Origin of the sequence: Aurantimonas endophytica, assembly GCF_014196845.1 — a bacterium.
Taxonomy (GTDB): Bacteria; Pseudomonadota; Alphaproteobacteria; order Rhizobiales; family Rhizobiaceae; genus Aurantimonas; species Aurantimonas endophytica.
Map to the genome: position 1 here is coordinate 41152 of NZ_JACIEM010000006.1, position 26627 is coordinate 67778.

At 67.1% G+C, this 26627-nt stretch carries 23 protein-coding genes; 8 read left to right on the forward strand and 15 right to left on the reverse strand.

What is annotated here, in order from left to right; translation table 11 throughout:
• The first annotated feature begins 216 nt into the window (after positions 1-216).
• Positions 217-1095, forward strand: coding sequence for a PRC-barrel domain-containing protein (locus tag GGR03_RS20585; protein ID WP_183210680.1), 879 nt, complete (start codon positions 217-219; stop codon positions 1093-1095).
• Between the two features lie 574 nt (positions 1096-1669).
• On the opposite strand, the gene acs is transcribed toward GGR03_RS20585, so the two are convergent.
• The 4 genes from acs to GGR03_RS20605 all read right to left on the reverse strand — a co-directional run bounded on the left by acs (position 1670) and on the right by GGR03_RS20605 (position 6076).
• A complete protein-coding gene (gene acs, locus GGR03_RS20590; RefSeq protein WP_183210681.1) occupies positions 1670-3619 on the reverse strand; it encodes an acetate--CoA ligase in 1950 nt (649 codons plus the stop codon).
• A 121-nt stretch (positions 3620-3740) separates the two neighbouring features.
• Entirely contained in the window at positions 3741-4136 is a 396-nt protein-coding gene (locus tag GGR03_RS20595) for a DUF1761 domain-containing protein (RefSeq protein ID WP_183210682.1), read from the reverse strand.
• Positions 4137-4185: 49 nt separating this feature from the next.
• A complete protein-coding gene (locus GGR03_RS20600) occupies positions 4186-5265 on the reverse strand; it encodes an AI-2E family transporter (RefSeq protein WP_183210683.1) in 1080 nt (359 codons plus the stop codon).
• A gap of 136 nt (positions 5266-5401) precedes the next feature.
• Positions 5402-6076 carry a YggS family pyridoxal phosphate-dependent enzyme gene (locus GGR03_RS20605; protein WP_183210684.1) on the reverse strand — a complete coding sequence of 225 codons (675 nt, stop codon included), beginning with the start codon at positions 6074-6076 and terminating at the stop codon, positions 5402-5404.
• 144 nt (positions 6077-6220) lie between these two features.
• On the opposite strand from GGR03_RS20605, the gene leuS reads away from it, so the two are divergent.
• The 3 genes from leuS to holA all read left to right on the forward strand — a co-directional run bounded on the left by leuS (position 6221) and on the right by holA (position 10477).
• Complete coding sequence (gene leuS / locus GGR03_RS20610) at positions 6221-8830, forward strand: leucine--tRNA ligase (protein ID WP_183210685.1); 2610 nt, start codon at positions 6221-6223, stop codon at positions 8828-8830.
• Entirely contained in the window at positions 8817-9365 is a 549-nt protein-coding gene (locus tag GGR03_RS20615; RefSeq protein ID WP_183210686.1) for a hypothetical protein, read from the forward strand. The genes leuS and GGR03_RS20615 overlap by 14 nt, the downstream gene beginning before the upstream one ends.
• Before the next feature lie 68 nt (positions 9366-9433).
• Positions 9434-10477, forward strand: coding sequence for a DNA polymerase III subunit delta (gene holA / locus GGR03_RS20620; protein ID WP_183210687.1), 1044 nt, complete (start codon positions 9434-9436; stop codon positions 10475-10477).
• 49 nt (positions 10478-10526) lie between these two features.
• Here holA and GGR03_RS20625 read toward each other — a convergent pair whose 3' ends face one another.
• The 5 genes from GGR03_RS20625 to mnmE all read right to left on the reverse strand — a co-directional run bounded on the left by GGR03_RS20625 (position 10527) and on the right by mnmE (position 16633).
• Positions 10527-11495: a ParB/RepB/Spo0J family partition protein gene (locus GGR03_RS20625; protein ID WP_183210688.1), complete on the reverse strand. Its 969-nt coding sequence runs from the start codon at positions 11493-11495 to the stop codon at positions 10527-10529.
• A 55-nt stretch (positions 11496-11550) separates the two neighbouring features.
• Entirely contained in the window at positions 11551-12336 is a 786-nt protein-coding gene (locus tag GGR03_RS20630; protein ID WP_183211043.1) for a ParA family protein, read from the reverse strand.
• A 120-nt stretch (positions 12337-12456) separates the two neighbouring features.
• Positions 12457-13053 (reverse strand): 16S rRNA (guanine(527)-N(7))-methyltransferase RsmG, encoded by a 597-nt coding sequence (gene rsmG, locus GGR03_RS20635; RefSeq protein ID WP_252920340.1) that lies wholly within the window; start codon positions 13051-13053, stop codon positions 12457-12459.
• Between the two features lie 70 nt (positions 13054-13123).
• On the reverse strand, positions 13124-15016 hold the full coding sequence (gene mnmG / locus GGR03_RS20640) for a tRNA uridine-5-carboxymethylaminomethyl(34) synthesis enzyme MnmG (protein ID WP_183210690.1): 1893 nt from the start codon (positions 15014-15016) through the stop codon (positions 13124-13126).
• Between the two features lie 189 nt (positions 15017-15205).
• Positions 15206-16633 carry a tRNA uridine-5-carboxymethylaminomethyl(34) synthesis GTPase MnmE gene (gene mnmE, locus GGR03_RS20645; protein WP_183210691.1) on the reverse strand — a complete coding sequence of 476 codons (1428 nt, stop codon included), beginning with the start codon at positions 16631-16633 and terminating at the stop codon, positions 15206-15208.
• Between the two features lie 200 nt (positions 16634-16833).
• On the opposite strand from mnmE, the gene GGR03_RS20650 reads away from it, so the two are divergent.
• A complete protein-coding gene (locus tag GGR03_RS20650) occupies positions 16834-18864 on the forward strand; it encodes a thioredoxin domain-containing protein (protein ID WP_183210692.1) in 2031 nt (676 codons plus the stop codon).
• A gap of 30 nt (positions 18865-18894) precedes the next feature.
• Here the strand turns inward: GGR03_RS20650 and GGR03_RS20655 are convergent, their stop codons facing one another.
• The 5 genes from GGR03_RS20655 to hemE form a co-directional block, all read right to left on the reverse strand.
• Positions 18895-19371 carry a YbaK/EbsC family protein gene (locus tag GGR03_RS20655; RefSeq protein WP_183210693.1) on the reverse strand — a complete coding sequence of 159 codons (477 nt, stop codon included), beginning with the start codon at positions 19369-19371 and terminating at the stop codon, positions 18895-18897.
• Between the two features lie 143 nt (positions 19372-19514).
• Entirely contained in the window at positions 19515-20774 is a 1260-nt protein-coding gene (rho, locus tag GGR03_RS20660; RefSeq protein ID WP_183210694.1) for a transcription termination factor Rho, read from the reverse strand.
• 206 nt (positions 20775-20980) lie between these two features.
• Positions 20981-21544 carry a gluconokinase gene (locus GGR03_RS20665; protein ID WP_183210695.1) on the reverse strand — a complete coding sequence of 188 codons (564 nt, stop codon included), beginning with the start codon at positions 21542-21544 and terminating at the stop codon, positions 20981-20983.
• The gene (gene hemJ / locus GGR03_RS20670; protein WP_183210696.1) at positions 21544-22062 is read right to left on the reverse strand and encodes a protoporphyrinogen oxidase HemJ; all 519 of its coding nucleotides are present in this window, start codon (positions 22060-22062) and stop codon (positions 21544-21546) included. Before hemJ ends, GGR03_RS20665 begins: the two co-directional genes overlap by 1 nt.
• 97 nt (positions 22063-22159) lie before the next feature.
• Complete coding sequence (gene hemE, locus GGR03_RS20675) at positions 22160-23179, reverse strand: uroporphyrinogen decarboxylase (RefSeq protein ID WP_183210697.1); 1020 nt, start codon at positions 23177-23179, stop codon at positions 22160-22162.
• Positions 23180-23694: 515 nt separating this feature from the next.
• Here hemE and GGR03_RS20680 point away from each other — a divergent pair.
• Genes GGR03_RS20680 through coaE form a run of 3 tightly spaced genes read left to right on the forward strand, consistent with a single transcriptional unit; the run spans position 23695 to position 25833 of the window.
• Entirely contained in the window at positions 23695-24294 is a 600-nt protein-coding gene (locus tag GGR03_RS20680) for a Maf-like protein (RefSeq protein WP_183210698.1), read from the forward strand.
• Positions 24287-25249 (forward strand): shikimate dehydrogenase, encoded by a 963-nt coding sequence (locus GGR03_RS20685; protein ID WP_183210699.1) that lies wholly within the window; start codon positions 24287-24289, stop codon positions 25247-25249. Before GGR03_RS20680 ends, GGR03_RS20685 begins: the two co-directional genes overlap by 8 nt.
• Positions 25249-25833 (forward strand): dephospho-CoA kinase, encoded by a 585-nt coding sequence (coaE, locus tag GGR03_RS20690; RefSeq protein WP_183210700.1) that lies wholly within the window; start codon positions 25249-25251, stop codon positions 25831-25833. Before GGR03_RS20685 ends, coaE begins: the two co-directional genes overlap by 1 nt.
• A 25-nt stretch (positions 25834-25858) precedes the next feature.
• Here the strand turns inward: coaE and GGR03_RS20695 are convergent, their stop codons facing one another.
• Positions 25859-26455 (reverse strand): TetR/AcrR family transcriptional regulator, encoded by a 597-nt coding sequence (locus GGR03_RS20695; RefSeq protein ID WP_246368363.1) that lies wholly within the window; start codon positions 26453-26455, stop codon positions 25859-25861.
• Positions 26456-26627: the final 172 nt, after the last annotated feature.

Consider the following 26627-nt stretch of genomic DNA (forward strand, 5'->3'; position numbering starts at 1 on the left):
CCTGTCGCGGATCGGCTCCCCGACGAAGACAGGCGGATCGTGACGCCGGGCATGCAGGCCCGGTCGCGGTCACTTTTCTTGCGCGGCGGAACACACCCGCGCAACGCTCCTTGGCAGCGCAAGTGACGGGTGCTGCCGATTCTTGTGCGGTTAGGCGGGAACCAGTACCGGGCACATACATTCTTTCTCCACAATCAACTGTTGGAGAACTCACCCATGCGTAAGACCCTTCTCCCCGTCCTTCTCGCCGGCGTTGTTATGCCGTTCGCTGCCTTCGCGCAGGACACGACGGCCCCCGCCACGACCGAAACCCCGTCGATGTCCGACGAGTCGGCACCGGCCCAGTCGATGGAGCCCGCGGCTTCTCCGGATGCCGGCGGCAGCACGACGGACTCCACGACGACCGCCACCGATACCGTCACGCCGCCTGCGGGTGATGCGTCCGACACGGCCGAGACGCCGGACATGGACACCGACACCGATACCGCAGCGACTCCGGGGATGGACACCGGGTCCGATATGGCCGCGACGAGCGCCGGCGAAGGTCCGTTCGTGACCGTCGAGCCGACCGGCGCGTGGCGTGCGTCCGATCTGGAAGGCAAGGACGTCTACGACACCACCGGCGAGAACATCGGTTCGATCAGCGACGTCCTGCTCTCCGAGCAGGGTGAAGTGATGGCCGTCCTCGTTGGCGTCGGCGGCTTCCTCGGCATTGGCGAAAAGGACGTCGCCGTTTCGATGGACGCGCTCGAGTTCGGCCCGGGCAAGACCGAGGGCCTGCCGACCGAGGCTGAGGCTGAGGCTACTGCCGACGCGGCAGCACCGGCTGCCGGCGGCATGGCTGCCGACCCGGCCGCTCCGGCCGGTGGTGCCGAGACCACCGCTTCCACGGCGGAGCCGGTGACCCCGGTCGTCGGTGAGGACAACCTCCCGGATCGCATCGTGCTCAACGTGACGCGCGAAGAGCTCGAGAACGCGCCGGCTTATGGCGAAGCCGATGACGGCACGGACGACGCTGCTGCCACCGGATCGGCGGCGACGACGCCCGCCACGGACACCGGCATGGCGCCGGCCAGCGAGCCGGCCGCACAGTAAGCGGACCCGCGCACGCGGGGCTTGGTCCCGCCAAAGCCTGAAAAGACGAAGGCCCGTTCCACCTGGTGGAGCGGGCCTTTTCGTATCTGCCTGTGGGGCGGCTGGAGACCTCGCCAATCAAAAGGCCGCTCCCTGTTTCCAGGAAGCGGCCCCGTGATGTCTCAATTACCGGTGGTCGTCAGACCGAAATCCGGACCTGCATATCTTATACGAAGCGAGGAGACTGCTCCGCCGCGTTGCCAAGATACTGAGACCCAACCGGTACCTGGAAATCACTCGACATTGGATCACCTCCTTTCGCTTCGTTGAACACGAGGGAAGTATGGGAAGAAAAATGCGGCAGTGCAAGAGCCTGGCGCATTTTGCGCCAGTTTCACGCAAGGCATTGGCCTTGCAGGGGAAAGGGAAGGCTCGGGGAACGCCGTTGAGGGTTTTCAGCGGCTCAAGCGGTTTGGAATGGGCCCCCGGGCCGAGCCCGGGGATGACGCCGCGAGGGTCGGCGTACCAAGCCGTTGGCGGCGGAGCGATGAGCGCCTTTCCCCGCCGCTCCGCGCGACAAAGGCTGGCGCCGCGGCTACCCCTTCCGGTTCTGCCGATGCTCGACGAGATCCTCGACGACCCCGGGATCGGCCAGCGTCGAGGTGTCGCCTAGGGCGCCGAAATCGTCCTCGGCGATCTTCCGCAGGATGCGGCGCATGATCTTGCCAGAGCGCGTCTTCGGCAGGCCGGGCGCGAACTGGATCTTGTCCGGCGAGGCGATCGGGCCGATCTCGTTGCGGACATGCGCGACGAGTTCCTTGCGCAGCTCCTCGGTCTCGCTCTCGCCCTCCATCAGCGTCACGTAGCAATAGATGCCCTGGCCCTTGAGGTCGTGCGGATAGCCGACCACGGCAGCCTCTGAGACCTTGGGATGCGAGACGAGGGCCGATTCCACCTCCGCCGTGCCCATCCGGTGGCCGGAGACGTTCAGCACGTCGTCGACCCGGCCGGTGATCCACCAGTAGCCGTCGGCGTCTCGGCGGGCGCCGTCGCCGGTGAAGTACTTGTCGCGATAGGTCGAGAAATAGGTCTGCTCGAAGCGCTCGTGGTCGCCGTAGACCGTGCGCATCTGCCCCGGCCAGGAATCCGTGATGCACAGATTGCCGGCACCCTCGCCCTCGATGACTTCGCCCTCGTTGTCGACCAGCTGCGGCTGGACGCCGAAGAACGGCAGAGTCGCCGAACCCGGCTTGAGATCGATGGCGCCCGGCAGCGGGGTGATCAGGATGCCGCCGGTCTCGGTCTGCCACCAGGTGTCGACCACCGGACAGCGCTCCTCGCCGACCACCCGGTAATACCAGGTCCAGGCTTCCGGGTTGATCGGCTCGCCGACCGAGCCGAGGACCCGCAGGCTGGCGCGCGAAGTCGACGTCACCTTGTCGTCGCCGGCGCCCATCAGGGCACGGATCGCCGTCGGGGCGGTGTAGAAGATGTTGACCTTGTGCTTGTCGACGACCTGCCAGAAGCGCGAAGGGTCCGGGTAGTTCGGCACGCCCTCGAACATCAGCGTCGTCGCGCCGTTGGCGAGCGGGCCGTAGACGATGTAGCTGTGGCCGGTCACCCAGCCGACATCCGCCGTGCACCAGTAGATCTCGCCGTCACGGTAGTCGAAGACGTATTCATGCGTCATCGAGGCATAGACGAGATAGCCGCCCGACGTGTGCAGCACACCCTTCGGCTTGCCGGTCGAGCCGGACGTATAGAGGATGAACAGCGGATCCTCGGCGCCCATCTCGGCCGGGGAACAGTCGGCCGAGACTTCCTCGCGCGCCTCGTGCCACCAGACGTCGCGGCCGTCCTGCCAGGCCACATCGCCGCCGGTGCGCCGGACCACCAGCATGGTCGACACCGCCTGCCCGGCCTGGGCGGCGATCTCGCAGGCGCGATCGGCATTCTTCTTCAGCGGCACCTTGCGGCCGCCGCGCAGCCCCTCGTCGGCGGTGATCAGCACCGAGGATTGCGCGCCCTCGAGCCGCCCGGCCAGCGCGTCGGGCGAGAAGCCGCCGAACACCACCGAATGCACCGCGCCGATGCGCGCCGAGGCCAGCATCGCGACGGCGGCTTCCGGAATCATCGGCATGTAGATGGTGACGCGATCACCCTTCTTGACGCCGTTGGCCAGCAGGACGTTGGCCATCCGGCAGACCTCGCCATGCAATTCGCGATAGCTGATCGCGCGGCTGTCGGCCGGATCGTCACCCTCCCAAAGGATCGCCGTCTGGTCGCCGCGGGTCGCCAGGTGCCGGTCGAGGCAATTGGCGGAAACGTTCAGCGTTCCGTCCTCGAACCAGCGAATGTCGACATTGCCGGGCGCGAAGGAGGTGTTCTTCACCTTGGTATAGGGATTGATCCAGTCGACGCGCTTGCCGTGCTCGGCCCAGAAGCCCTCCGGATCCTCGACGCTGCGGCGATACCAGTCACGATACTGGTCCGCAGTCAGCTTGGCACCGGCCTTCCACTCGTCCTTGACCTGGATCGTCGTCATGCTGTCCCTTCCCATCGTCGCACCGGTTCGACGCCGGCAGTTGGGCGCAATCTAGTGTAAAACGCCGCTTTGGGTCCAGTTCGCGGGTCTTAGACTTTCGCGGGACACGGTCCGTGACGGATCAACCGAAGAAGCCGATGACCAAGCTCATGATGACGATCACGCCGAACCAGTGCCCGGCGTTGAGATAGGTCAGCTTGCGCGAACGGGCCTCGTAGGAATGATCGACGACAATCGTCGTCAGGACGAACCCGGCCCAGATAAGCACGCCGGTGATCAACGCGTTGCCGATGGTCACCGCGCCGATATGGCCGACAATGCCGGCCAGCGCCGCAGCCATCACCAGCTCGGCGAGGAAGACGATGGTGAGCGGCCCGAGCTTCAATGCCGGGCGACCGCCATAGCCGCTCGCCGTCATCCAGGGCTTCTCCACCGCCCGGTGCCAGGCAAAGCCGAAGCCGAAGGCAAGCAGGGCGGCGATGACAACGCCGAGCGGGCTGAAATTGCTGAAGCTCATAGCGAAGACCTTTTCGACGGTTGAGCGGGACGGGAAAGCAGCGCCGGGGTCAGGACGTGCGGGTGAGGGTGGGCATGGCCTCGTCGTCCTCCTTGTAAGGACCGCCAAGCGTGTCCTTGATGTAGAGTTCGTCGACGAGCGTCTTCAGCACCGCCACCATAGGCACGGCGAGGATCAGCCCCGCCATGCCGAACAGGACGCCCATGACCAGCTGGGCGCCCAGCGTCAGGGCCGGCGGCAGGGCGGTCGTCCAGCGCTGGGCCACCGGCTGGGTAATGTTGCTCTCGACGGCCTGGATCAGCACGTAAGCCCCGAGCCCATACAGTGCCATCTCGGTGCTGTCGGCAAAGCCCGCGAGGACGATGACCGCGCCGCCGATGAACGGCCCGATGGTCGGGATGAAGGCGAGCAGGCCCGCCTGCAGCGCCAGGAGGAAGGCGTTCGGCATGCCGATGATCCAGAGAGCGACCAGCGTCACGACGAAGATCGTCGCCATCGAGATGGCCTGTCCCGCCAGCCACAGGATCAGCGTCTCGGCCGTCTTGAACAGCGTCTCGTCGATGCGCTGGCGTTTCGGCTTGGGGAAGAGGCTGACGACGCCGCGTCGATAGATGCCGGGCTGCGAGACGACGAAGATCGCGATGAACAGCGCGATGAAGAAATTGCCGAGGCCGCCGGCGAGGGACACCGCCGAGCTCAGCACGCTACCGGGGTCGGGCAGCAGGCGGGCGACGCCTTCCCCGTCCTGCTGTCCTTCCGCTTCGCCACCGGTGACGGATTCGATTTCCTGGAACAGGCTCGGAAGCCGGCCGAGTTGCTCCTCGACGAGATCCGTCAGTTCGCTGAATTGCTGGACGAGGGTGATCCCGCCCCAGGCGAACGCACCGCCGATCAGGGCGATCAACAGCAGGAACACGGCGATCAAGGCGCCCAGGCGGGGCACGCCGACACGCTGCAGCAGGCCGGCAAGGCCGGCGAACACCGCGGCCATCAGCAGGCCGGCGAAGATCAGGAAGACCGCGTCCGAAGCCACCCAGAGGAGCGCGACGCCCGCGACCAGCGCGATGATGATGCCGGCGGCGATCAAGATGCGCCGGGCGAACTCCGCGTCGCGCTGTGGAACCTGCATGGAAAAACCCCTCTGGCCGGGGCTTACGCCCGTTGCAGGAAGCATCGAACGCTGTTCCGGGTTCCCGGACTGGGCAGAGACCGGCCATTTCGGTCCGAGGATGGGCCGTTCACCGAACAGGAGAATGACGAAACGCTCACCCGTAGTCGCGCGCGCCGAAGATCGCCGAGCCGACCCGGACCGAGGTCGCGCCGAAGCCGATCGCCGCCTCGTAGTCGCCGGACATGCCCATCGACAGATGCGAAAGCCCCGCTTCCTTCGCCAGCTTTTCGAGCAGGGCGAAATGCGGCCCCGGGTTCTCGTTCGCCGGCGGGATGCACATCAGCCCCTCGATCGAAAGCCCATGTTCGCTGCGGCATCGCTCCACGAAGGCCACCGCCTCGCCCGGCGCGATCCCGGCCTTCTGCGGCTCCTCGCCGGTGTTGACCTGGACGTAGAGGCGCGGACGCCGGTCCTGCTTGGCCATCTCCTTGCCGATTTCGCGGGCGATCTTCTCGCGGTCGACAGTCTCGATGACGTCGAACAGCGCGACCGCCTCGCCCGCCTTGTTGGACTGCAGCGGGCCGATCAGACGCAACTCGACGTCCGGGAAGTCTTCGCGGAGCGCCGGCCATTTGGCCTTCGCTTCCTGCACCTTGTTCTCGCCGAAGACGCGCTGCCCCGCCTCGAGCACCGGCCGGATCGTGTCAGCGTCATGGGTCTTCGACACGGCGACCAGGGTCACGGCGTCTGCCGCCCGGCCGGCCGCCTCGGCGGCTGCGCGAATGGCTTGGCTGACCTGCTGATAGCGCTCGAGAATGTCGTCGCTCATGTTGCCTCATTGCCCGAATGGCCGGTTTTGCCGCCTGCGGCAGAGAATCAGTAGACGCCGATGTTGAACGCGGCGCCGACATAAGGGTAAGTCAGCGTCGACTTATCACGTCGGCTTCCGACGAACAGGGCCCCCCAACGCCGCATGACCACCGAACGCTACAATCCGCGCGCCGCCGAACCTCGCTGGCAGAAATCCTGGGACGAGGCGAAGCTCTTCGAGACGCGCACCGAGGACCCCGGCGAGAAATACTACGTCCTCGAGATGTTCCCCTATCCGTCGGGGCGCATCCACATGGGCCACGTGCGCAATTACGCGATGGGCGACGTCGTGGCGCGCTATCGGCGGGCCAAGGGCTACAACGTGCTCCACCCGATGGGCTGGGACGCTTTCGGCATGCCGGCCGAGAACGCCGCGATGCAGAACAAGGTGCATCCGCGCGAATGGACCTACCAGAACATCGCGACGATGCGCGGCCAGCTGAAATCGATGGGCCTGTCGCTCGACTGGTCGCGCGAATTCGCCACCTGCGACGTCGAATACTACCACCGCCAGCAGATGCTGTTCCTCGACCTCCTGGCGAAGGGCCTCGCCTATCGCAAGAAGTCGAAGGTCAACTGGGACCCTGTCGACATGACCGTGCTCGCCAACGAGCAGGTGATCGACGGCAAGGGCTGGCGCTCGGGCGCCGACGTGGAGCAGCGCGAGTTGACCCAGTGGTTCTTCCGCATCACCGACTATGCCGAAGACCTTCTGTCGGCGCTCGACGACCTGCCGGGCTGGCCGGAAAAGGTCCGGGTCATGCAGAAGAACTGGATCGGCAAATCCGAGGGCCTGCGCTTCTCCTTCGGCCTCGTCGGCGCCCCGGACGGTTTCGACACGCTGCCGGTCTTCACCACCCGTCCCGACACGATGTTCGGCCCGACCTTCGCGGCCATCGCCGCCGACCATCCGCTGGCCGCGGCCCTCGCCGCCGAGCGGCCGGAGGTCGCCGCCTTCGTGGAGGCGTGCCGCAAGCTCGGGACGACGCAGGCGGAAATCGACACGGCCGAGAAGCTTGGCTTCGACACCGGCATCAAGGTTTCGCATCCGGCCGACCCGAACTGGCTGATGCCGCTCTACATCGCCAATTTCGTGCTGATGGATTACGGCACCGGCGCCGTTATCGGCTGCCCCGCCCATGACCAGCGCGATCTCGACTTTGCCCGCAAATACGGCCTGCCGGTGCTGGACGTTTTCGTTCCGCTGGAGAGCAAGGAGACCGTCGGCGACACCGCCTTCGTGCCGCCGAAGACCGCGACGGTGAAATATGTCCGCTGGGTCGGGGAGGCCGGCACGGTCCTCACCTGCCAGGAGGCCATGGACCAGACGCTGGCGATCTTCGAACGCGAGGGCTGGGGCAGCCGCGAGACCAATTTCCGCCTGCGCGACTGGGGCATTTCGCGCCAGCGCTATTGGGGCTGTCCGATCCCGGTCCTGCACTGCGAGGCCTGCGGCATCGTCCCGGAAGCGCGCGAGAACCTGCCGGTGGTGCTGCCGGACGACATCGACTTCGACAAGCCGGGCAACCCGCTCGACCGCCATCCGACCTGGCGCGACACGACCTGCCCGCAATGCGGCGGGCCGGCCCGGCGTGAGACCGACACGATGGACACCTTCGTCGATTCATCCTGGTATTTCGCGCGATTCACCGCGCCGCATGCCGACGAGCCGACCGACCCGCAGGCCGCCAATGCCTGGCTGCCGGTCGACCAGTATATCGGGGGCATCGAGCACGCGATCCTGCATCTGCTCTATTCGCGCTTCTTCGTGCGGGCGATGCGGGCCTGCGGCCATCTCGACCTCGACGAGCCGTTCAAGGGCCTGTTCACGCAGGGAATGGTGGTGCACGAGACCTACCGGGAGGGCGAGCGCGACTGGGTCGCCCCCGCCGACGTGGTGATCACCGAGACCGACGCGGGCCGGGTGGCGAAGCGCCTGTCGAACGGCGCGGCGCTCGAGATCGGCGGCATCGAGAAGATGTCGAAGTCGAAGAAGAACGTCGTCGATCCGGACGACATCATCGCCTCCTACGGCGCCGACACCGCCCGCTGGTTCATGCTGTCTGACTCGCCGCCCGAGCGCGACGTGATCTGGACCGAGGCCGGCGTCGAGGGCGCCCACCGCTTCGTGCAGCGGCTCTGGCGACTGGTCAACGAAGCCGCACCGCATCTGCAGGGGGCAGATGCTGCCGGGACGGGCGGCGGCGAGGCAGCGCTTTCCATCAGGCGGGCCGCCCATCGCGCCGCTGCGGGCGTTGCCGACGACATCGAGCGCCTCGCCTTCAACAAGGCGGTCGCCCGCATCTACGAGCTGGTCAATTCGCTGTCCGCTGCCTTCGGCGGGCTCGCCTCAGCCGACGATCGGGCGCTCAAGGCCGCAGCGAGCGAGGCGTTGTCGATCCTGGTTCGTCTGATCGCGCCGATGATGCCGCATCTCGCCGAAGAATGCTGGCGCGTGCTCGGCCATAACGGTTTTGCCGCCGCGACAGGCTGGCCGGATGTCGATCCGACGCTGCTGAAGGACGACACGGTCCTGATGCCGGTCCAGATCAACGGCAAGAAGCGCGCCGACTTGACCATTGCCGCGACGGCCGGCAAACCTGAGATCGAGAAGGCCGCGCTGGAACTGGAGATCGTCCGCTCCGCTCTGGCCGGCAATACACCCAAGCGCGTCGTGGTCGTCCCCGGGAGAATCGTCAATGTCGTCCTCTGACCGGGTTCGACCCCGCGCCATCCTCGCCTGCCTGGCGATCGCCGTGGCCGTGCTGCCCGCCTGCACGGCGCGGCCGCTCTACGGCACCGACTCAGCGACCGTATCGGCACTTGCACCGGAGGGGCGCCTTGCCGCGCTGCGCGGCCGGATCGCCATCTCGGAAAGCAACACCCGCACCGACCAGGTGGTCCGCAATGCGCTGCTGTCGCGCCTCAACCAGGGTACGCGGGTCAGCCAGCCGCTCTATGAGGTGCGCCTCACCGTCACCGGCACAGAGACCGGTCTCGCCATCGAGGCCGGCGGCGTGCTGACTTCCTCGCTTTACCGGATGAACGGCAGCTACCAGCTGGTCCGCCTGTCCGACGGCCAGGTGATCGACACGCAGAGGCGCAATTCCACCGTTCCGTTCGACCGGACCAGCCAGCAGTTCCAGAGCCAGCGGGCTCTTCTCGACGCCCGCCAGCAGGCCGCCGACGATCTTGCGGCGAAGCTGGAAATCCCGATCGTCCGGGCGCTGCAAGCGGCCGGCCGCTGACGAACGGGCGGCACGCCGCACCGGCACGGGCGATAGCTCGGGCTTGTAATCGGAACGGGTGACGGACAATGGCGCAGAAAAAGGCCGGGGAGGTCGAGGCCTTCCTGTCGCGGCCGGACTTCTCCTTTCCGGTCATCCTCCTCTACGGCCCCGACCCGGGCCTGGTTTCCGAGCGCTCCGACAAGATCGCCGCGCAGTCCGGCGTCGACCCCGACGATCCGTTCGCGGCGGTGCGGCTGTCGGCGGACGACCTCGAGAAGGATGTCGGCCGGCTCTACGACGAAGCCCGCACGATGTCGCTGTTCGGCGGCAAGCGGCTGATCCGCGTGCGCGGGGCAGGGGCCGGCAAGGCTCTCGCCGAAGCCGTCGCGACGCTGGCGGAGGAAAGGCTGGAAGGCGCCGTGCTGATCGTCGAGGCCGGCGACCTCAAGAAGAGCGCGGCGCTGCGTACCAGCGTCGAGCGCTCCCGCTTCGCCATGGCGCTGCCCTGCTACCAGGACGAGGGACGCGCGCTCGACCAGATGATCGACGAGGAATTTACTGCGAGCGGCCTGACGATCGACCGGGCGGCGCGGGACGAGCTGCGCTCCCGGCTCGGCGCCAACCGGCTCGCCTCGCGCGGCGAGATCCGCAAGCTCTGCCTCTATGCGCTCGGTGCGCCGGGCGTGGTCGAGGAAGACGTGCGCGCCGTCGTCGGTGACGTCTCGGCAGACACGCTGGAGGAAACGATCGACGCCACGGCCAGCGGCGAAGTGCGACGGCTGCCGCATCTCGTCGACAGGCTGGTGACCGCCGGCACCGCGACCTTCCAGCTGCACCAGGCGCTGCTGCGTTATTTCCAGCAGCTTCAGGCGATGCGCGAAATGGTAGAGCGCGGCGGCGAGCCCATCGGCCGCGTCGTCGAAAGACGGCGGCCGCATTTCCGGCGGCGGCATGCGATGGAAGTGGCACTGGCTGCCTGGCCGCTGGAGCGGATCGGCGCCACGCTGCGCCGGATCGAGGCGGATATCCTGGCCAGCCGCAAGGAAGGCGGCCTCGCGCTGACCATCACGCGCCGCACGCTGCTCGACGTCGCCGTCGAGGCAGCGCGGCTGAAGGCGCGCCGGAACTGAACCCTATGGCCGATGCTGTTTCACGTGGGACAGCCGGAATTGCCGACAGCTACAAGGAGCGCAGCCGGGGCTCGCCGCCCTGCAGGCGGCTGCGCGCATGCGCCTGGAGCAACCCGCACAACGCGTCGAGCTGCTCGAGATCGGCATAGGCGATACGGACGGATCCACCCTCGCCGTCGACCTCGATCTCCACCGCCATGCCAAGCGTTTCCGAGAGCAGCCGTTCCAGCGCCTGCGCATCCTCGTCCTTCTCGCTCTTCGCCGGAACGGAGGCATTGCGACGCGGCTTCGACGGCTTGGCAGCAGGCTCGGCCGCGGGACCCCGGGCAAGATCCTCCGCTTCCCGGACACTGAGGCCGCGGGACACGATTTCCCGTGCCACGGCGAGCGGATCCTCGGCGGTCACCACGGTGCGCGCGGCCCCGGCGGACAGCGTGCCCGAGACCACCATGTCCCGAACCTCGTCCGGCAGCTTCAGGAGCCGCAGCGTGTTTGCGACATGGCTGCGGCTCTTGCCAAGGACGTCGGCGAGGTCGGATTGCGTGTAGCCGTGCTCGCTGATGAGCTGCTCGTAGGCCTGCGCTTCCTCGACCGCATTGAGGTCGGAGCGCTGGACGTTCTCGATGATGGCGATCTCGAGGGACTGCCTGTCCCCGATGTCGCGCAGCACCACCGGCACTTCCGACAGGCCAGCCAGCCGCGCAGCGCGCCAGCGGCGCTCGCCGGCGACGATCTCGAACCGGTCGCTCACACCCGGGGTGGGCCGCACCAGCAGCGGCTGCACAACGCCATGATTGCGGATCGACGCCGCCAGGTCCTTCAGCTCGCCGTCGTCGAAGCGTCGGCGCGGATTGTTCGGGTTGGCCGACAGCCTGTCGATCGCCACGTGACGCTCGGCCGGGATGGCCGGCTCGTCAGCCGCAAAGCCCGGAACGGCGCGGGACGGCGCGGCGACACCGGTGCCGATGAGCGAGGCGAGGCCCCGGCCAAGCCGTTGCCGCGATCTGTTTTCGGTCATGCCCGTTTCCCCCTGCTCATGCTTCTCGTTCCCCGCCCCGATCGTCTCGCCCCGTTCATGCCGCCACCAGCCGCCGCTCGCGCTGGATGATCTCCGAGGCGAGCCGTATGTAGGCCTGGCTCCCCGAGCATTTCATGTCGTAGAGGATCGCCGGCTTGCCGAAGGACGGCGCCTCCGACACCCGGACATTGCGCGGAATGATCGTGTCGTAGACATGCTCGCCCATATAGGAGCGGACGTCCCGGACTACCTGTGCCGCCAGGTTGTTGCGCCCGTCATACATGGTCAGGACGATGCCATGCAGGTCGAGCGTCGGGTTCAGCGAGTCGCGCACCTGCTCGACCGTCTGCAGGAGCTGGCTGAGGCCTTCCAGCGCGAAGAATTCGCATTGCAGCGGCACCAGGATCGAGTCTGCCGCGGCCATGGCGTTGATGGTCAGGAGGTTCAGCGAGGGCGGGCAATCGACCAGCACGAAGTCGAACAGCGGCGTTTCCACCTGGTGGAAGTGCAGCGCGTCACGCAGCCGATAGGCCCGGCCGGTTGCGCCGGCAATCTCCATTTCCAGTCCCAGCAGATCCAGCGTCGAGGCGATCACCGAGAGGTTCGGCACCGCGGTCGGCATGGCCGCCTCGGTGATCGAGGCGGTCTCCATCAGCACGTCGTAGGAGGAGACTTCCCGGTCGTCCTTCTCGATGCCCAGCCCCGTCGAGGCGTTGCCCTGAGGGTCGAGATCGACCAGCAGTGTCCGCTTGCCGATCGCGGCAAGCGCCGTGGCGAGATTGATGGCCGTCGTCGTCTTGCCGACGCCGCCTTTCTGGTTCGCTATGGTGATGATCCGCATCGACCGCCCGGCTACCATGTCCATCGGCCCGTTTCCGCTTCGCGCGTCTTCGTACGATCTCGCAGGGTGCGTCCGCCAATTTGCTCGATCCGCATGACGCTCGTCCTTGCCGAGGCCCGCTCAACGCGGCGCAATATCACCGATCTCGAGCACGACCGAACCATCCTCGAGCTCCGATTCATGCTTTACCATGCTGAATCGCCAATGGGCAGTCGCGGCGTTAATTTCCTGTTCATGACTTCGACCCTTGGCGAAGAAACAGCGCGCCGACGGCGCGATATAAGGCGCGACGAACCCCAGCAACTGGTCCAGCGATGCCAGGGCACGCGCGGTCACGATATCTGCGGATGCCAGCGCCGCGCCGCAATCCTCGATCCGCGCTGCATGGACGGTGCCGCAGAGACCGGTCTCGCGCTGGACGGTCCGCAGGAATGCCGCCTTTTTCGCATTGCTTTCGATGAGGTCGACGGTCGCTCCAGGGCGCGCCGAGGCGATCACCAGCGCCGGGAAGCCGGCGCCGGAGCCGAGATCGACGGCCCGCTGGAACTGCGGCAGACGCCGCTCGAGCGACAGCGAGTCCGCCACGTGCCGCGTCCAGATCTCGCCGATGGTCGAGGCCGCGATGAGGTTCACGCGGGTCTGCCAGGTGACGAGCAGATCGACGTATCGATCCAGACGCGCCAGCGTTTCACGTGAAACAGTGAACTGTTCGAGCACGCGCGCCCGATCTTCGGCAAGGAGCGCTGCCAAATCCTGGCTGGAGAGGCGCTTCGGCCGCTGTGCCGGGTCAGGCCGCATCGGCCAACTCCCGGCGCCGAATGGCCACGAGAATGATCGCCAGGGCGGCAGGCGTCATCCCGTCGATCCGCTCGGCCTCGGCGATCGATCCGGGCCGGCGGTCCGACAGCTTCTGGCGCAGTTCGTTGGACAGGCCGGCAAGCGCATTGAAATCCAACGTCGCAGGGATCGCCCGGTTCTCGTCGCGGCGCAGCCGTTCCTGGTCACGGCGCTGGCGCGCCAGATAGACGTCATAGCCCGCCTCAATCTCGATCCGCTCGCGCAGCGGCCCCGCGATCGCGTCCAGTTCCGGCCAGATCTTTGTGAGCCGGTCAAGGCAGATCTCGGGCTGCGACAGCAGTTGCCAGGCCGAACGGCGGCGCCCGTCCTGGTTCAACGCCAGACCGTGCCGCGCCGCTTCCGGCGGGGTCAGGGTCGCTGCCTCGAGCTGGGCGCGTGCCTGTGACAGGGCCGACTCGCTGGCCTCGAACACGGCTCGCCGCTCGGCATTGATGATGCCGAGCGAAAGGCCGAGCGGCGTGAGGCGCCGGTCGGCATTGTCGGCGCGCAGCGACAGGCGGAACTCCGCCCGCGAGGTGAACATGCGGTAGGGCTCGGTGATGCCGGTGCGGGTCAGGTCATCGATCATCACGCCGACATAGGCGTCTGCCCGTCCGATCGACACCGGCGCCGAACCGGCGGCAAGGCACGCGGCATTGATGCCGGCGACGAGGCCCTGCGCCGCCGCTTCCTCGTAGCCGGTGGTGCCGTTGATCTGGCCAGCGAGATACAGCCCCTCGGCACGACGCACGGCGAGATGACGATCCAGCTCGCGCGGATCGACATGGTCATATTCGATCGCGTAACCAGGCTTCAAAACGGCGACCCGCTCCAGACCCGGGATCGAGCGGAGGAAGGCTTCCTGCACATCCTCGGGAAGGGACGTCGACAATCCGTTCGGATAGATCGTGTCGTCGTCCAGCCCCTCCGGCTCCAGGAAGATCTGGTGGCCGTCACGTTCGCCGAACTTGACGATCTTGTCCTCGATGGACGGGCAATAACGGGGGCCGGCGCCTTCGATCTGCCCCGAATAGAGCGCCGAGCGAGCGAGATTGTCCCGTATGATCTGGTGCGTTTCGGGTGTTGTGCGGGTGATGCCGCAGTCGATCTGCGGATTGGTGATCTCGCGCGTCAGGTAGGAGAAGGGCACCGGCGTCTCGTCGGGGCCCTGACGGTCGAGGCCCTCCCAGTCGATCGTTCGCCCATCGAGGCGCGCCGGCGTCCCGGTCTTCAGCCGTCCGAGCCGGAGCCCGAGCCGGCGCAGCGTGCCGGAGAGACCGGTCGAGGGATCCTCGCCCATGCGCCCGGCCGGGATCTTGCGGTCGCCGATATGGATGAGCCCGGAGAGGAACGTGCCCGTCGTCAGCACCACCGCCCGACAGGCGATAACGCGACCGTCAGCCAGGATGACCCCCGTGACGCGGTTAGCCTCGTCGAGCGTGAGGTCAGCCACGTCGGCCTCGACAACCGTCAACCCTGTCTGCCCGGAGATGGCCGCCTGCATGGCGTCGCGGTACAGCCGGCGGTCCGCCTGCGTCCGCGGTCCGCGCACGGCAGGACCCTTGCTGCGGTTGAGCAGCCGGAACTGGATGCCGGCCGCATCGGCCACCTGGCCCATCAGCCCGCCCAGGGCATCGATCTCGCGGACAAGATGGCCCTTGCCGATGCCGCCGATCGCCGGGTTGCAGCTCATCGCCCCGATCGTGTCGAAGCGGTGCGTGACGAGCAGCGTCTGCGCGCCCGACCGCGCCGCCGCGCTCGCCGCCTCGCAGCCGGCATGGCCGCCGCCGATGACGAGGACGTCGCAGGAGAAAGGAGCGGCATGAGCCGGCAAAATGGTCATCGACATCTCGATAGTCGTGACGGGCGGTGCCCGGAAAACGTGCGAGCCACAGCCTATAGGCCTGGTAAGTGCGGGAAACAACGTTGGGCCGTGCCCTGCCGCCGTGCTCAGCCATCTCAAGCTTGTAGGATGACCTGCGACAGGTTTCGTTTCACGTGAATCGCAAAGGTCCGATTTCACGTGAGTCATTCATTTGCCGATGCAGAATTCCGAGAAGATGACGTCCAACAAATCCTCGACGCCGACCTGCCCGGTCAGCGCACCGAGGCGGTCCCCCGCCTGTCTGAGTGTCTCGGCAGCGACCTCGGCCGGAATCGAGGGGTGGTCCAGATATCGGTCGAGAATATGCAGCGCCTCGGCGACCAGCTCGCGATGCCGAACCCGAACCGGCACTGCCTCGTCAGGATCCCCTGCTGCCTCGCCAGCCATCAGGGCGATCCGTTCGACGAGGGCACCAAGCCCGTCCCCGGTGCGGGTCGAGATGGCGAAGTCGAAGCGGTGGTCGCGATCGGAATCCGTAATCGTAGCCGCTGCACGCGCCGGCAGGTCAACCTTGGTGCGAATCGTCAGGATCTGCCGGGCCGGGTTATGGACGGGAGAAGATGCTTCCCGCGCTCCCTCATCCTGACCGACCAGCATCAGCGGGTGTTTCACGTGAGTCAGCAACTCTCCCAACTGGGCAAGGGGACCAGGTGCCTGGTCAGGGCCGACCAGCGCCAGCACGAGGTCCGCCGACGCCATGACCGCGCGTGCCCGTTCGACGCCTATCGCCTCGACCCTATCCGAGGTTTCACGAATGCCTGCCGTGTCCGAGAACCGAACCGGGATGCCGCCGAGGTCGAGCGTCGCCTCGATGACGTCGCGCGTCGTGCCGGGAACTTCCGTGACGATCGCCACTTCTCGGTCCGCGAGCGCGTTGAGAAGGCTGGATTTACCGGCATTCGGCGCACCGACGATGGCGACCTTGTAGCCCTCGCGCAGGATTTCTCCGCGTCCCGCCTTGGCTAGATGCGCCCGCATGTCGTCGGCGAGGTGGCGCATGTCGGAGGCGACGTCCGCACCCACGTCGGCGCTAACATCGCCTTCGTCGGCAAAATCGAACGACGCCTCGATCATCGCCCGCGCGTGGGTCAGGCGCCGCATCCAGCCTTCATACACGGCGCGCAAGGCGCCGCCCGCCTGCGCCACCGCCATGCGCCGCTGCCCCTCGGTTTCAGCGGCCAGAAGATCGGCAAGCCCTTCCGCCTCGGTCAGATCGATGCGGCCATTCTCGAATGCGCGGCGGGTGAATTCCCCGGCCACTGCCAGGCGCACGCCCGGCAGCGCCGTCAGAGCCTCGATCAGCGCGGCCACAACCGCACGGCCGCCATGCAAATGAAACTCGGCGAGGTCCTCGCCGGTGACGCTTCGCGGGCCGGCGAAGAACAGCGCGATGCCGCGATCGATCAGCCTGCCGTCTGCCCCGCGAAATCTACGCAGGCTCGCGCGCCGCTCCTGCGGCAGATCGCCGGCAATCCGCAGCAGTGCCTCACGGACCGCCGGGCCGCTCAACCGGACCACCGCGACCCCCGAGGGGAGCGATCCGGTGGACAAGGCGGCGATGGTATCGTCGAGCATGGCAGCTCCGGACAATTGCGCGACAGTTAGGCCGCCGACACACGACAGCGCGTCGGGGGCTTTGCAACCGGCATCGGCTGCAGCAAGGCCAGCCCTCTACCACGCCCGTGGCCGACGACGGAAAAGGAATGGCGGCGATGGGCCTCGAAAGCCGAGGCTGCCGCGTTAGCCTAAAGGCGACATCGCCGAAGGGAAAACGCATGAGCGACCAAACCGGCAACCGTCTGGCCGATGCCGTCAGCCCCTATCTCATCCAGCACAAGGACAACCCGGTACACTGGCGGGAGTGGTCGGATGCGGCACTGGAGGAGGCGCGCGATCTTGACCGGCCGATCCTGTTGTCCGTTGGCTATGCCGCCTGCCACTGGTGCCACGTGATGGCGCATGAGAGTTTCGAGGATCCCGCCGTCGCCGCGGTGATGAACCGGCTGTACGTCAACGTGAAGGTCGATCGCGAGGAACGCCCGGAGATCGACCAGCTCTATATGACCGCGCTGCAGGCGATGGGCGAGCAGGGCGGCTGGCCGCTGACAATGTTCCTCACCCCCGACGGACGGCCGTTCTTCGGCGGCACCTATTTTCCCAAGCGGGCAAGCCACGGGCGACCGGGCTTCGTCCAGCTGCTCGAGGCAGTTGGGACGGCGTGGCGGGATCGCCGGGATGAACTCGACGGCAGCGCGACCGCCATTCTCGACCGGCTTTCCGGCTTCCTCTCCACCACGGCCGAGGCCGGGCGACTGGACAGCCTGGCCGTCGCGCCGGCTGCCGGCCGGGTCATCCAGCTGACCGACCCCGTGCTCGGCGGCTTCCGCGGCGCGCCGAAGTTTCCGAATGCGCCGTATATGGAGGTGCTGGCCCGCTCCAGCTTCGAGGGCGGCCCGGCCGAGCATCGCGACGCGTTTCTGAGAACCCTGCGCTCGCTGTCCTGCGGCGGCATCTACGACCATGTCGGCGGCGGGCTGCACCGCTACGCCACCGACGAACGCTGGCTGGTGCCGCATTTCGAGAAGATGCTCTACGACAACGCGCAGTTCCTGCGCCATCTCGGCTGGGCCTATCGGGCGACGGGCGACGCCCTGTTCCGCACCCGCATCGACGAGACGGTCGACTGGCTGGCGCGCGAGATGCGCGTCGCCGGCGGCGGGCTGGCGGCCTCGCTCGATGCCGACAGCCTCGACGCCGCGGGCCATCCGGAGGAGGGCGCCTTCTATGTCTGGACCGAAGAAGAGGTCGACGACGTGCTCGGCGGATCCGACGCCGCCTTCAAGCGCGCCTATGGCGTGACGCCAAGCGGCAACTGGGAAGGCAAGTCGATCCTGCACCGCCTGCATCCCGGCGCGACCTCAGCCGATCCGGACTTTGCCGAGGCCCGCAACCGGCTGCTCGATGCGCGGGCGGAGCGGACCCGTCCGGGTCGCGACGACAAGGTGCTGGCCGACTGGAACGGCATGGCGATCCGGGCGCTGGCGGAAGCCGCACGCGCCACCGGCAACCCCCTCGCACTGGAACTGGCCCGGGACGCCTTCGCCTTTGTCAGCAACCACATGGTCATCGACGGAAGGCTGCGGCACGCGGCGCGCGACGGGCGCACCGCGGGCCTCGCGCTCTCGACCGATTTCGGCACGCTGATCCAGGCGGCCGTGGCGCTGTTCGCTACCACGCTCGACAGTGCCTACCTCGATCGGGCCTCGTTCTTTGCCGCCGAACTCGAGCGCTGGCATGCCGACGGCACGGGCGGCCACTATCTCAACCCGTCGGACTCCACTGACGTGCCGATCCGCCTGCGCGGCGATCACGACGAGGCGGTGCCGGGCGGCACGGCGGCGGTGATCGAGGGTCTGTCGATGCTCGCCCAGTCGACCGGCTCGATCGAAATCGCCGAGAGGGCCGAGCAGGCGGCGCTGCTGGCGGCTGGCCGCCTCGGCGAGGGAGCCGGCGGGGCGCCGGGCATCGTTTCCGCGGCAGGGCGGCTGCGGCGGGGCAGCGAGCTCTGCATCATCGGCGATCCGTCCAATCACGGCTTCGTCGCGATGGTGGACCTCGCCCGGGCACGGGTCGATCTCGACCGGCTCGACCTGATCACCGACGCGCCTGAGAAGCTGCCCGCCAACCTGCCGCTGGCCGCGATCCACCCCTCGCGCCTGCCGGCGGCCTATATCTGCGAGGATCGGGTCTGCCGCGCCCCGGTCTACGACGCAACCGCATTGCAGGCGCTGCTCGGGGAGGGCTGAGCCTTCAGGAGCCCCAGGGGCAGTACAATTTCAGGTGACCGGCCCGACGCTTGCGCCGGTGGCGCTGCGCAGTTGCAACGGCACCACTTCAAAGACGTGCCGGGGCGTGCCCGCCGCGGCCCATACCGTCGCGTACTGGAACAGATCCTCGTCCATGACGGTCCGCAACCGGACAGAGCCCCCGAGCGGGGAGACGCCGCCAATGGCAAAGCCGGTGGCCGTGCGGACGAAATCCGCGTCCGGCCGCTCCAGCGCCTCGCCGAGCAGCACGGCCATTGCCGCCTCATCGACGCGATTGGCTCCCGAGACCAGCAGGAGATAGGCGTCCCCGCTTTCCCGGCCCCGGAAAACCAGCGACTTGACGATCTGGCCGACCTGCGCGCCAACCGCATCCGCGGCTTCAGCGGCGGAACGCGCCGAGGTCTTCGTCTCGACGATGCTGATCTTCAGGCCCTTCGCCTCGGCATCTGCTGCCACGCGCTTCACCGCATCCGGTTGCTCGGCCATCCGATCGTCCCTCTCTCGTTACAAGCTCGACCTCTCGCATGACGCTTGCCGGTGTCAAGCGTTGTGAGATCCGGGGCCTGAAACGACAAACGGCGACCCGAAGGCCGCCGCTCTGATGCACGAACTGCCGGCGCCTTGCGGCTTCAGGTGTTCATGGAGTCGAAGAAATCGGAGTTCGACTTGGTCTGCTTCAACTTGTCGTTGAGGAACTCGATCGCGTCGGTGGTGCCCATCGGCGCGAGGATCCGGCGCAGCACGAAGATCTTCTGCAGCTCCTGGCGCGGGACCAGCAGGTCCTCCTTGCGGGTGCCGGACTTGAGGATGTCCATGGCCGGGTAGATCCGCTTGTCGGCGACCTTGCGGTCGAGCACGATCTCGGAATTGCCGGTGCCCTTGAACTCCTCGAAGATCACTTCGTCCATGCGGCTGCCGGTATCGATCAGCGCCGTCGCGATGATCGTCAGCGAGCCGCCTTCCTCGATGTTTCGGGCGGCACCGAAGAAGCGCTTTGGGCGCTGCAGCGCATTGGCGTCGACACCGCCGGTCAGCACCTTGCCGGAGGACGGCACGACGGTGTTGTAGGCACGGCCGAGGCGGGTGATCGAATCGAGCAGGATGACGACGTCACGGCCGTGCTCGACAAGGCGCTTGGCCTTCTCGATGACCATTTCGGCGACGGCGACGTGGCGCGTCGCGGGCTCGTCGAAGGTCGAGGAGACGACCTCGCCCTTCACCGAACGCTGCATGTCGGTAACTTCCTCCGGCCGCTCGTCAATGAGCAGCACGATAAGGTAGCACTCCGGATGGTTGGCGGTAATCGAATGCGCGATGTTCTGCAGCAGAACGGTTTTACCCGTGCGCGGCGGCGCGACGATCAGGCCGCGCTGGCCCTTGCCGAGCGGCGCGACGAGATCGATGACCCGGGCCGACAGATCCTTCTTCGAGGTCGGATCGTCGAGCTCCATCTTGAAGCGCTCGTCCGGATAGAGCGGCGTCAGATTGTCGAAATGGCTCTTGTAGCGGATCTTCTCGGGGTCGTCGAAATTGATCGTGTTGACCTTGAGAAGCGCGAAATACCGCTCGCCTTCCTTGGGGCTGCGGATCGGGCCCTCGACCGTGTCGCCGGTCTTCAGCTGGAACTTGCGGATCTGCGAGGGCGACACGTAGATGTCGTCCGGTCCCGGCAGATAGTTGGCTTCCGGCGAGCGCAGGAAGGCGAAGCCGTCCTGCAGGATCTCGACGACGCCTTCGCCGACGATCTCGACTTCCTCGGCGGCCAGCTGCTTCAGGATCGCGAACAGCAGCTCCTGCTTGCGCAGCACGGAGGCGTTCTCGACGTGGTTTTCTTCGGCGAACGCGATGAGTTCCGGCGCGCTCTTGTTCTTCAGGTCCTGAAGCTTCATTCGGGTGGATGCTCTTTGGGGCTTGCCCCGATGGCTTGACCGGGACCGATGGAAAACTGCGATGGGGAAATCGATGGCCTCGGACGCGAACGGTCTTTGGCGGGAACGACACGGGGTGCCATGTTCGGCACCACCGCGCCTCTCAGGAGGCTGCATTCACACTTCGATATAGCCAGAGCCGGCCGCGGACGCAAGAGCCTCTGACGTTAGACAGCGCCAGCAAGGCCGAGCCGTTCGAGGACACGCGCGACCACCGCCGGCGGCGGCACGTCGACCGTCACCGTCACGCCGTCCTCGTCGGGGCCCAGCGGCTCCAGAGCATCGAACTGCGACTGCAGCAGCGTCGCCGGCATGTAATGGCCGCTGCGATGAGCGAGGCGGGACGCGACGAGCGCAGGATCGGCGGTCAGCGCCACGACCCGTACCCGGGCGCCCGATTCCCGCAGCACGTCGCGATAGCGATGCTTCAGGGCCGAGCAGGTGAGGACGGTGGATCGACCCGCTGCCGCCTGCGCCGTAATCCAGTCGCGGATCTTCGCCAGCCAGGGCCCCCGGTCGGCGTCGTCCAGAGGCACGCCCGCCGTCATCTTGGCGATGTTGGCGGCCGAGTGGAAGCGATCCGCCTCGGCGAAGGGCCAGCCCAGCGCCGCCGCCAGCGCTTCGGCCGTGGTGGACTTGCCGACGCCGGACGGGCCCATCACCACCAGCGCCGTGGGGATCTCGTCCGTCGACTCGCCTTGCCGTCCGGACCGGTCGCGGTCGGCCGCCATCAGAACGGCTTCACCACGACGAGAATGACGATCAGGATCAACAGGATGGTCGGCGCCTCGTTCATGATGCGCCAGTGCTTGACGGACCGGGTGTTGGCGTCGTTGGCGAAGCGCCGCACCGAGGCCGAGTAGTAGCCATGCAGGCCGGACATCAGCACCACGAGGACGATCTTGGCGTGGAGCCAACCATTGCCGTCAGCTGCGAACCAGCCGCCCTTGAACGCAAGCCACAGACCGGCCACCCAGGTGACGATCATCGCCGGGTTCATGATCGCCTTCAAAAGCCGGCGTTCCATGACCTTGAAGGTTTCCGACTGCGGCGTGCCGGGTCCGATTTCGGCGTGGTAGACGAACAGCCGCGGCAGATACAGCGTGCCGGCCATCCAGGCGATCAGCGCGATGATGTGCAGCGACTTCATCCAGAGATAGCCGGTGCTGTTGTAGTCGCCCGGGATCAGCAGAAAGACCAGCGCCACGGCGGCGGCGGTGACGACGAGGGCGATCACGGCGTTCTTCATGCGAAAACGATCCTTCGGGGCGGCAGTTGCTGACAGGGCATAGACCGAAGCCGGCCGCGGCGAAAGGCTGGAGCCTGACGCCATCGGCCAGGGCGTCCTAGCCTCGGATACGCCGGAGCAGGGCCTCGACATGCTCGACCGGAGCGTTCGGCGTGATGCCGTGGCCGAGATTGAACACCAGCGGGCCGCTGCCGAGGCTTTCGAGGATCCGGTCGACGCCCTCGTCGAGCGCCCGCCCGCCGGCGATCAGCCGCAGCGGGTCGAGATTGCCCTGCACGGCGCCGTCCTTCTGCAGCTCCTTGGCGAAGGACAGCGGCACGGCCCAGTCGAGCCCCACCCCGTCGACGCCGGTCTTCTGGCGATAGGTGGACAGAAGCGCGCCGGCACCCTTGGCAAAGCCGATGATCTTGGCACCGGGCACCGCGGCGCGGACCTTCTCGACCATCCGCGCCACAGGCTTGACCGCATAGGCCTCGAACGAGGCCTCATCCAGCACGCCGGCCCAGGAATCGAAGATCTGCACGCAGTCCGCGCCCGCCTGCAACTGCCGGATCAGGTAATCGGCACTCATCTCGGCGAGCATGTAGAGCAGCGTCTCCATCGCTTCGGGATTTGTGTAGCCGAACAGCCGGGCCGGTGCCTGGTCGGGCGTTCCGTGCCCGGCGATCATGTAGGTCGCCACCGTCCAGGGCGCGCCGCAGAAGCCGATCAGCGTCGTCTCCTCGGGCAGCTGATCGCGAAGCCGCGCCACCGTCGCGATCACCGGCGCGAGATGCGTGTCGGCATTGGACGGATCCAGCCGCTCGATCTCGTCGACCCGAAGCGGCGTCAGCTTCGGTCCCTCGCCCTCGACGAAATGCAGGCCGCGATCGAGCGCGTCCGGGATCACCAGGATGTCGGAGAACAGGATCGCCGCGTCGAAGCCGAAGCGCCTTATCGGCTGCAGGGTGACCTCTGTCGCCAGATCCGGGTTGTAGCAGAGATCGAGGAAGCCTCCGGCCTTGGCCCGGGTAGCCCTGTATTCCGGGAGATACCGCCCGGCCTGCCGCATCAGCCATACCGGAGGGGGAGAGACGCTTTCGCCCTCGAGGACACGGACGAGCTTGCGCTTCTCCATCAGGTCTTGGCTCCCATTCAATAAAGAAAAGATTCTCTTAGAGAGAGATTATGATTCTTAGAGTCGGTGAATAGTCGGAATTCACACGGCCCGGTAGATGGAGGCGCTGCCGCCATCGTCCACAGCCAATCGCTTCGGGTTTCGGCCAGGGTGGGGATCAGCGGGAGATTATCGAGGCGGGAAGGGAGCTTACCGGGCCACTTTGCAACCTGCCGCCTGGGGATGACCGGGGGACGCCCGGATCCTCGTCCACAAATTCCCGCAGGTCCTGCGCACAGCGCCCGTCGCGTCGCCGATTGGGGACAACCGCACCCTTGTCCCCCGCCCTTCGGTGGACGAACGGGGTTCGGCCCGTAACCCTTCGTTAACCCACAGGCCGACGAAGAATCATGGGTGCTGTCCCCGTGCCGGGTTGCCGGCGGGGGGCGAATCGAGTCCGGCACTCCGTGGCGTTTGCCGATCCGAAGCGCTATCAAGCCCGGCGTCCTTAAAGAAATCGTTAAAAGGCGAGCGAAATGGCCAAGGGCATCGTACTGGCATCGAGCAGCGTCCATCGACGCGAACTCCTCAAGAATGCCGGCATCGACTTCACCGTCGAGGCGAGCGACCTCGACGAGCGGGCGATCGAGGCGCCGCTCCTCGAAAGCGGCGTGTCGCCGGAAGACATTGCCGGCATCCTGGCCGAGGCCAAGGCGACCGACGTCTCGACGCGCCACCAGGGCACGATCGTCATCGGCGCCGACCAGACCCTGTCGCTCGGCGACGAGGTGCTGCACAAGCCGGCCACGATGGAGGACGCGCGCCGCACGCTGTTGAAGCTTTCCGGCCGCACCCACCATCTCAACAGCGCGGTGGTGCTGGTCGAGGACGGCGCGGTCACCTGGCGGCACGTCGCCACCGCAGCGATCACGCTGCGCGACCTCGATCCGGGCTTCATCGGCCGTTATCTCGCCCATGCCGGCCAAAAGGCGCTGACGAGCGTCGGCGCCTACCAGATCGAGAAGGAGGGGATCCAGCTGATGGATTCGATCGAGGGCGACTTCTTCACCATCATCGGGCTGCCGCTGCTGCCGCTGCTCAAGGAATTGCGGCGGCGCGGAGAGATCGATGGCTGAGCAGGACTGGACGCCAGAGCCCTATGTCAGCGGCGCCCAGCGCCCGCGCGGCGAAGGCTCGATCTTCGATCCCAATCTGGTTCAAGCAGCCACGGACGGGCCCCGCGCCTTCGTCACCGGCTGGCCGGTGTGGCATTCGCGCTCGCCGCTGATCCACCGCGCCTGGCTGAAGCAATTCGGCCTGCCGGGCTCCTATGACCGCGTCGGTGTGCCGCCGGAGGAGATCGGCGAATTCTTCCGGACGCTGCGCAGACAAGGCTTTGTCGGCGGCAATGTCACGCTGCCGCACAAGCTGGCGGCGCTCGAGGCGGTTGCGCGCCGCGATGCGGCGGCGGAGGCCATCGGCGCGGTCAACACGCTGTGGTTCGAGAAATCCGGCCGCCTCGTCGGCGGCAACACCGATGCCTATGGTTTCGCCGCCAATCTCGATGCGCAGCTGCCCGGCTGGGCCGATGCGGGCACCGCGACCGTGCTCGGCGCCGGCGGTGCGGCGCGGGCGGTGATCTTTGCCCTTCTGAAGGGCGGCATCAAATCGGTGCGGATCGTCAACCGCACGGTTGCCCGGGCCGAGGAACTGGCCGAGCGCTTCGGGCCGCTCGTCTCGGCACATGGCGAGGACGAGAAGCCGGCGCTGCTCGCTACCACCGACCTCCTGGTCAACACGACGCCGATTCCCGCGCCCGATCCGGACGACGAGACGCCGGACTGGTTCGCGCCCAAGCTTCCCGATCTCTCGGCGCTGCCCGATCACGCCATGGTCGCCGACATCGTCTACGTGCCGCTCCAGACGCCGATCCTTCAGGCGGCGACCGCCCGGGGTCTGCGGACATCCGACGGGCTCGGCATGCTGCTGCACCAGGCGGTACCGGGCTTCGAGCGCTGGTTCGGCCGGCGCCCGACGGTCGATAAGGCGCTGCGCGATGCGATCGTCCGCGACATCGAAAGCGGCGTCTGATGATCGTGCTCGGCCTCACCGGCTCGATCGGCATGGGCAAGACCACCACGTCGCACATGTTCGCCGCCGAGGGTGCGCCGGTGCATTCGGCCGACGCCGTGGTGCATCAACTCTATGCCGGTAAGGCCGCGCCGCTGATCGAGGCGGCGTTTCCGGGTACGGTAGCGAACGGCGTCGTCGATCGTGAGCGCCTCGCCGCCCGGGTTCTCGACGATCCTGAGGCACTGAAGCGGCTCGAGGCGATCGTCCATCCGCTGGTGCGGGCCGAGGAGGAGGCGTTTCTCGAGTCGGCCCGCCAGCGCAATGCGCGGCTTGCCGTGCTCGATGTGCCGCTGCTGTTCGAGACCGGTGCCGACAGTCGCTGCGACAAGATCGTCGTGGTCACGGCACCGCCCGAGATCCAGCGCGAGCGGGTACTGTCGCGGCCGGGCATGACCGAGGCGAAGCTGGCGGCGATCCTCGCCCGCCAGGTCCCGGACGAGGAGAAGCGCGCCCGCGCCGACTTCATCGTCGACACCAGCAACGGCATGGAAGCGGCCCGGCTGGCGGTGAAGGCGATCGTCAAGCGCTGCCGGGCGCTCTAGAGGCGCTTTCCGGAAGCGTTGATACTTAGACCTCGGACCGCAGCATGCCTTCCGCCAGATGCCGGAACGCCGCAACGGCCTTGCCGAGAACGGCGGGCGGGTCGCCGGCGGCGGCGATCCACAGGGCGGCGTTGAGCGCCGCGCCGTTGAGCAGCCTTGCGGCGGCCTCGGCATCCAGGGGCTTCAGCGTTCCCGCGTCGATCAGCGCCTGGATGGTCTGCGTGGTCGTGGCAAGGCAGGCGTTCTGGTTCGGCCAGCGCGACGGATCGCCGAGCACGGCCGGCCCGTCCAGCAGCATGATGCGCTGGATCTCCGGCTCCAGCGCCATCTCGATATAGGCGATGCTCTCGGCCAGGAAGCCGAGCCATGGCGATTCAGCGTCCGCCTTCGCCGCGCGCATCCGGTCCAGCATCTCGGCGTCGATCTGGTCGATGACGGCCTGCAGCAGGCCCTTCTTGTCGCCGAAATTGTGATAGAGCGCGCCGCGCGTCAGGCCGGCCTCGGCCGTCAACTCGTCCATCGACGCGTCGGCATAGCCCTTGGCGGCGAAAGCGCGCCGCGCGGCGTGGACCAGCTTGCCACGGGTCTCCTCCACCATTTCTGCACGACGTCTTCCGGCCAAGCTCACTCTCCGTTCGCATACGTGCCGTATGTGTATTGACATACGACGCGTATGCCATCACCTATGCACATACGCGACGTATATCAATCCCGCCCCCAACGACAGTGGGCGGCCTGCGGCGCGACGTACGGTAGACGGATGCGACGTTCGACTGCCGCGAGTTCCCACAACA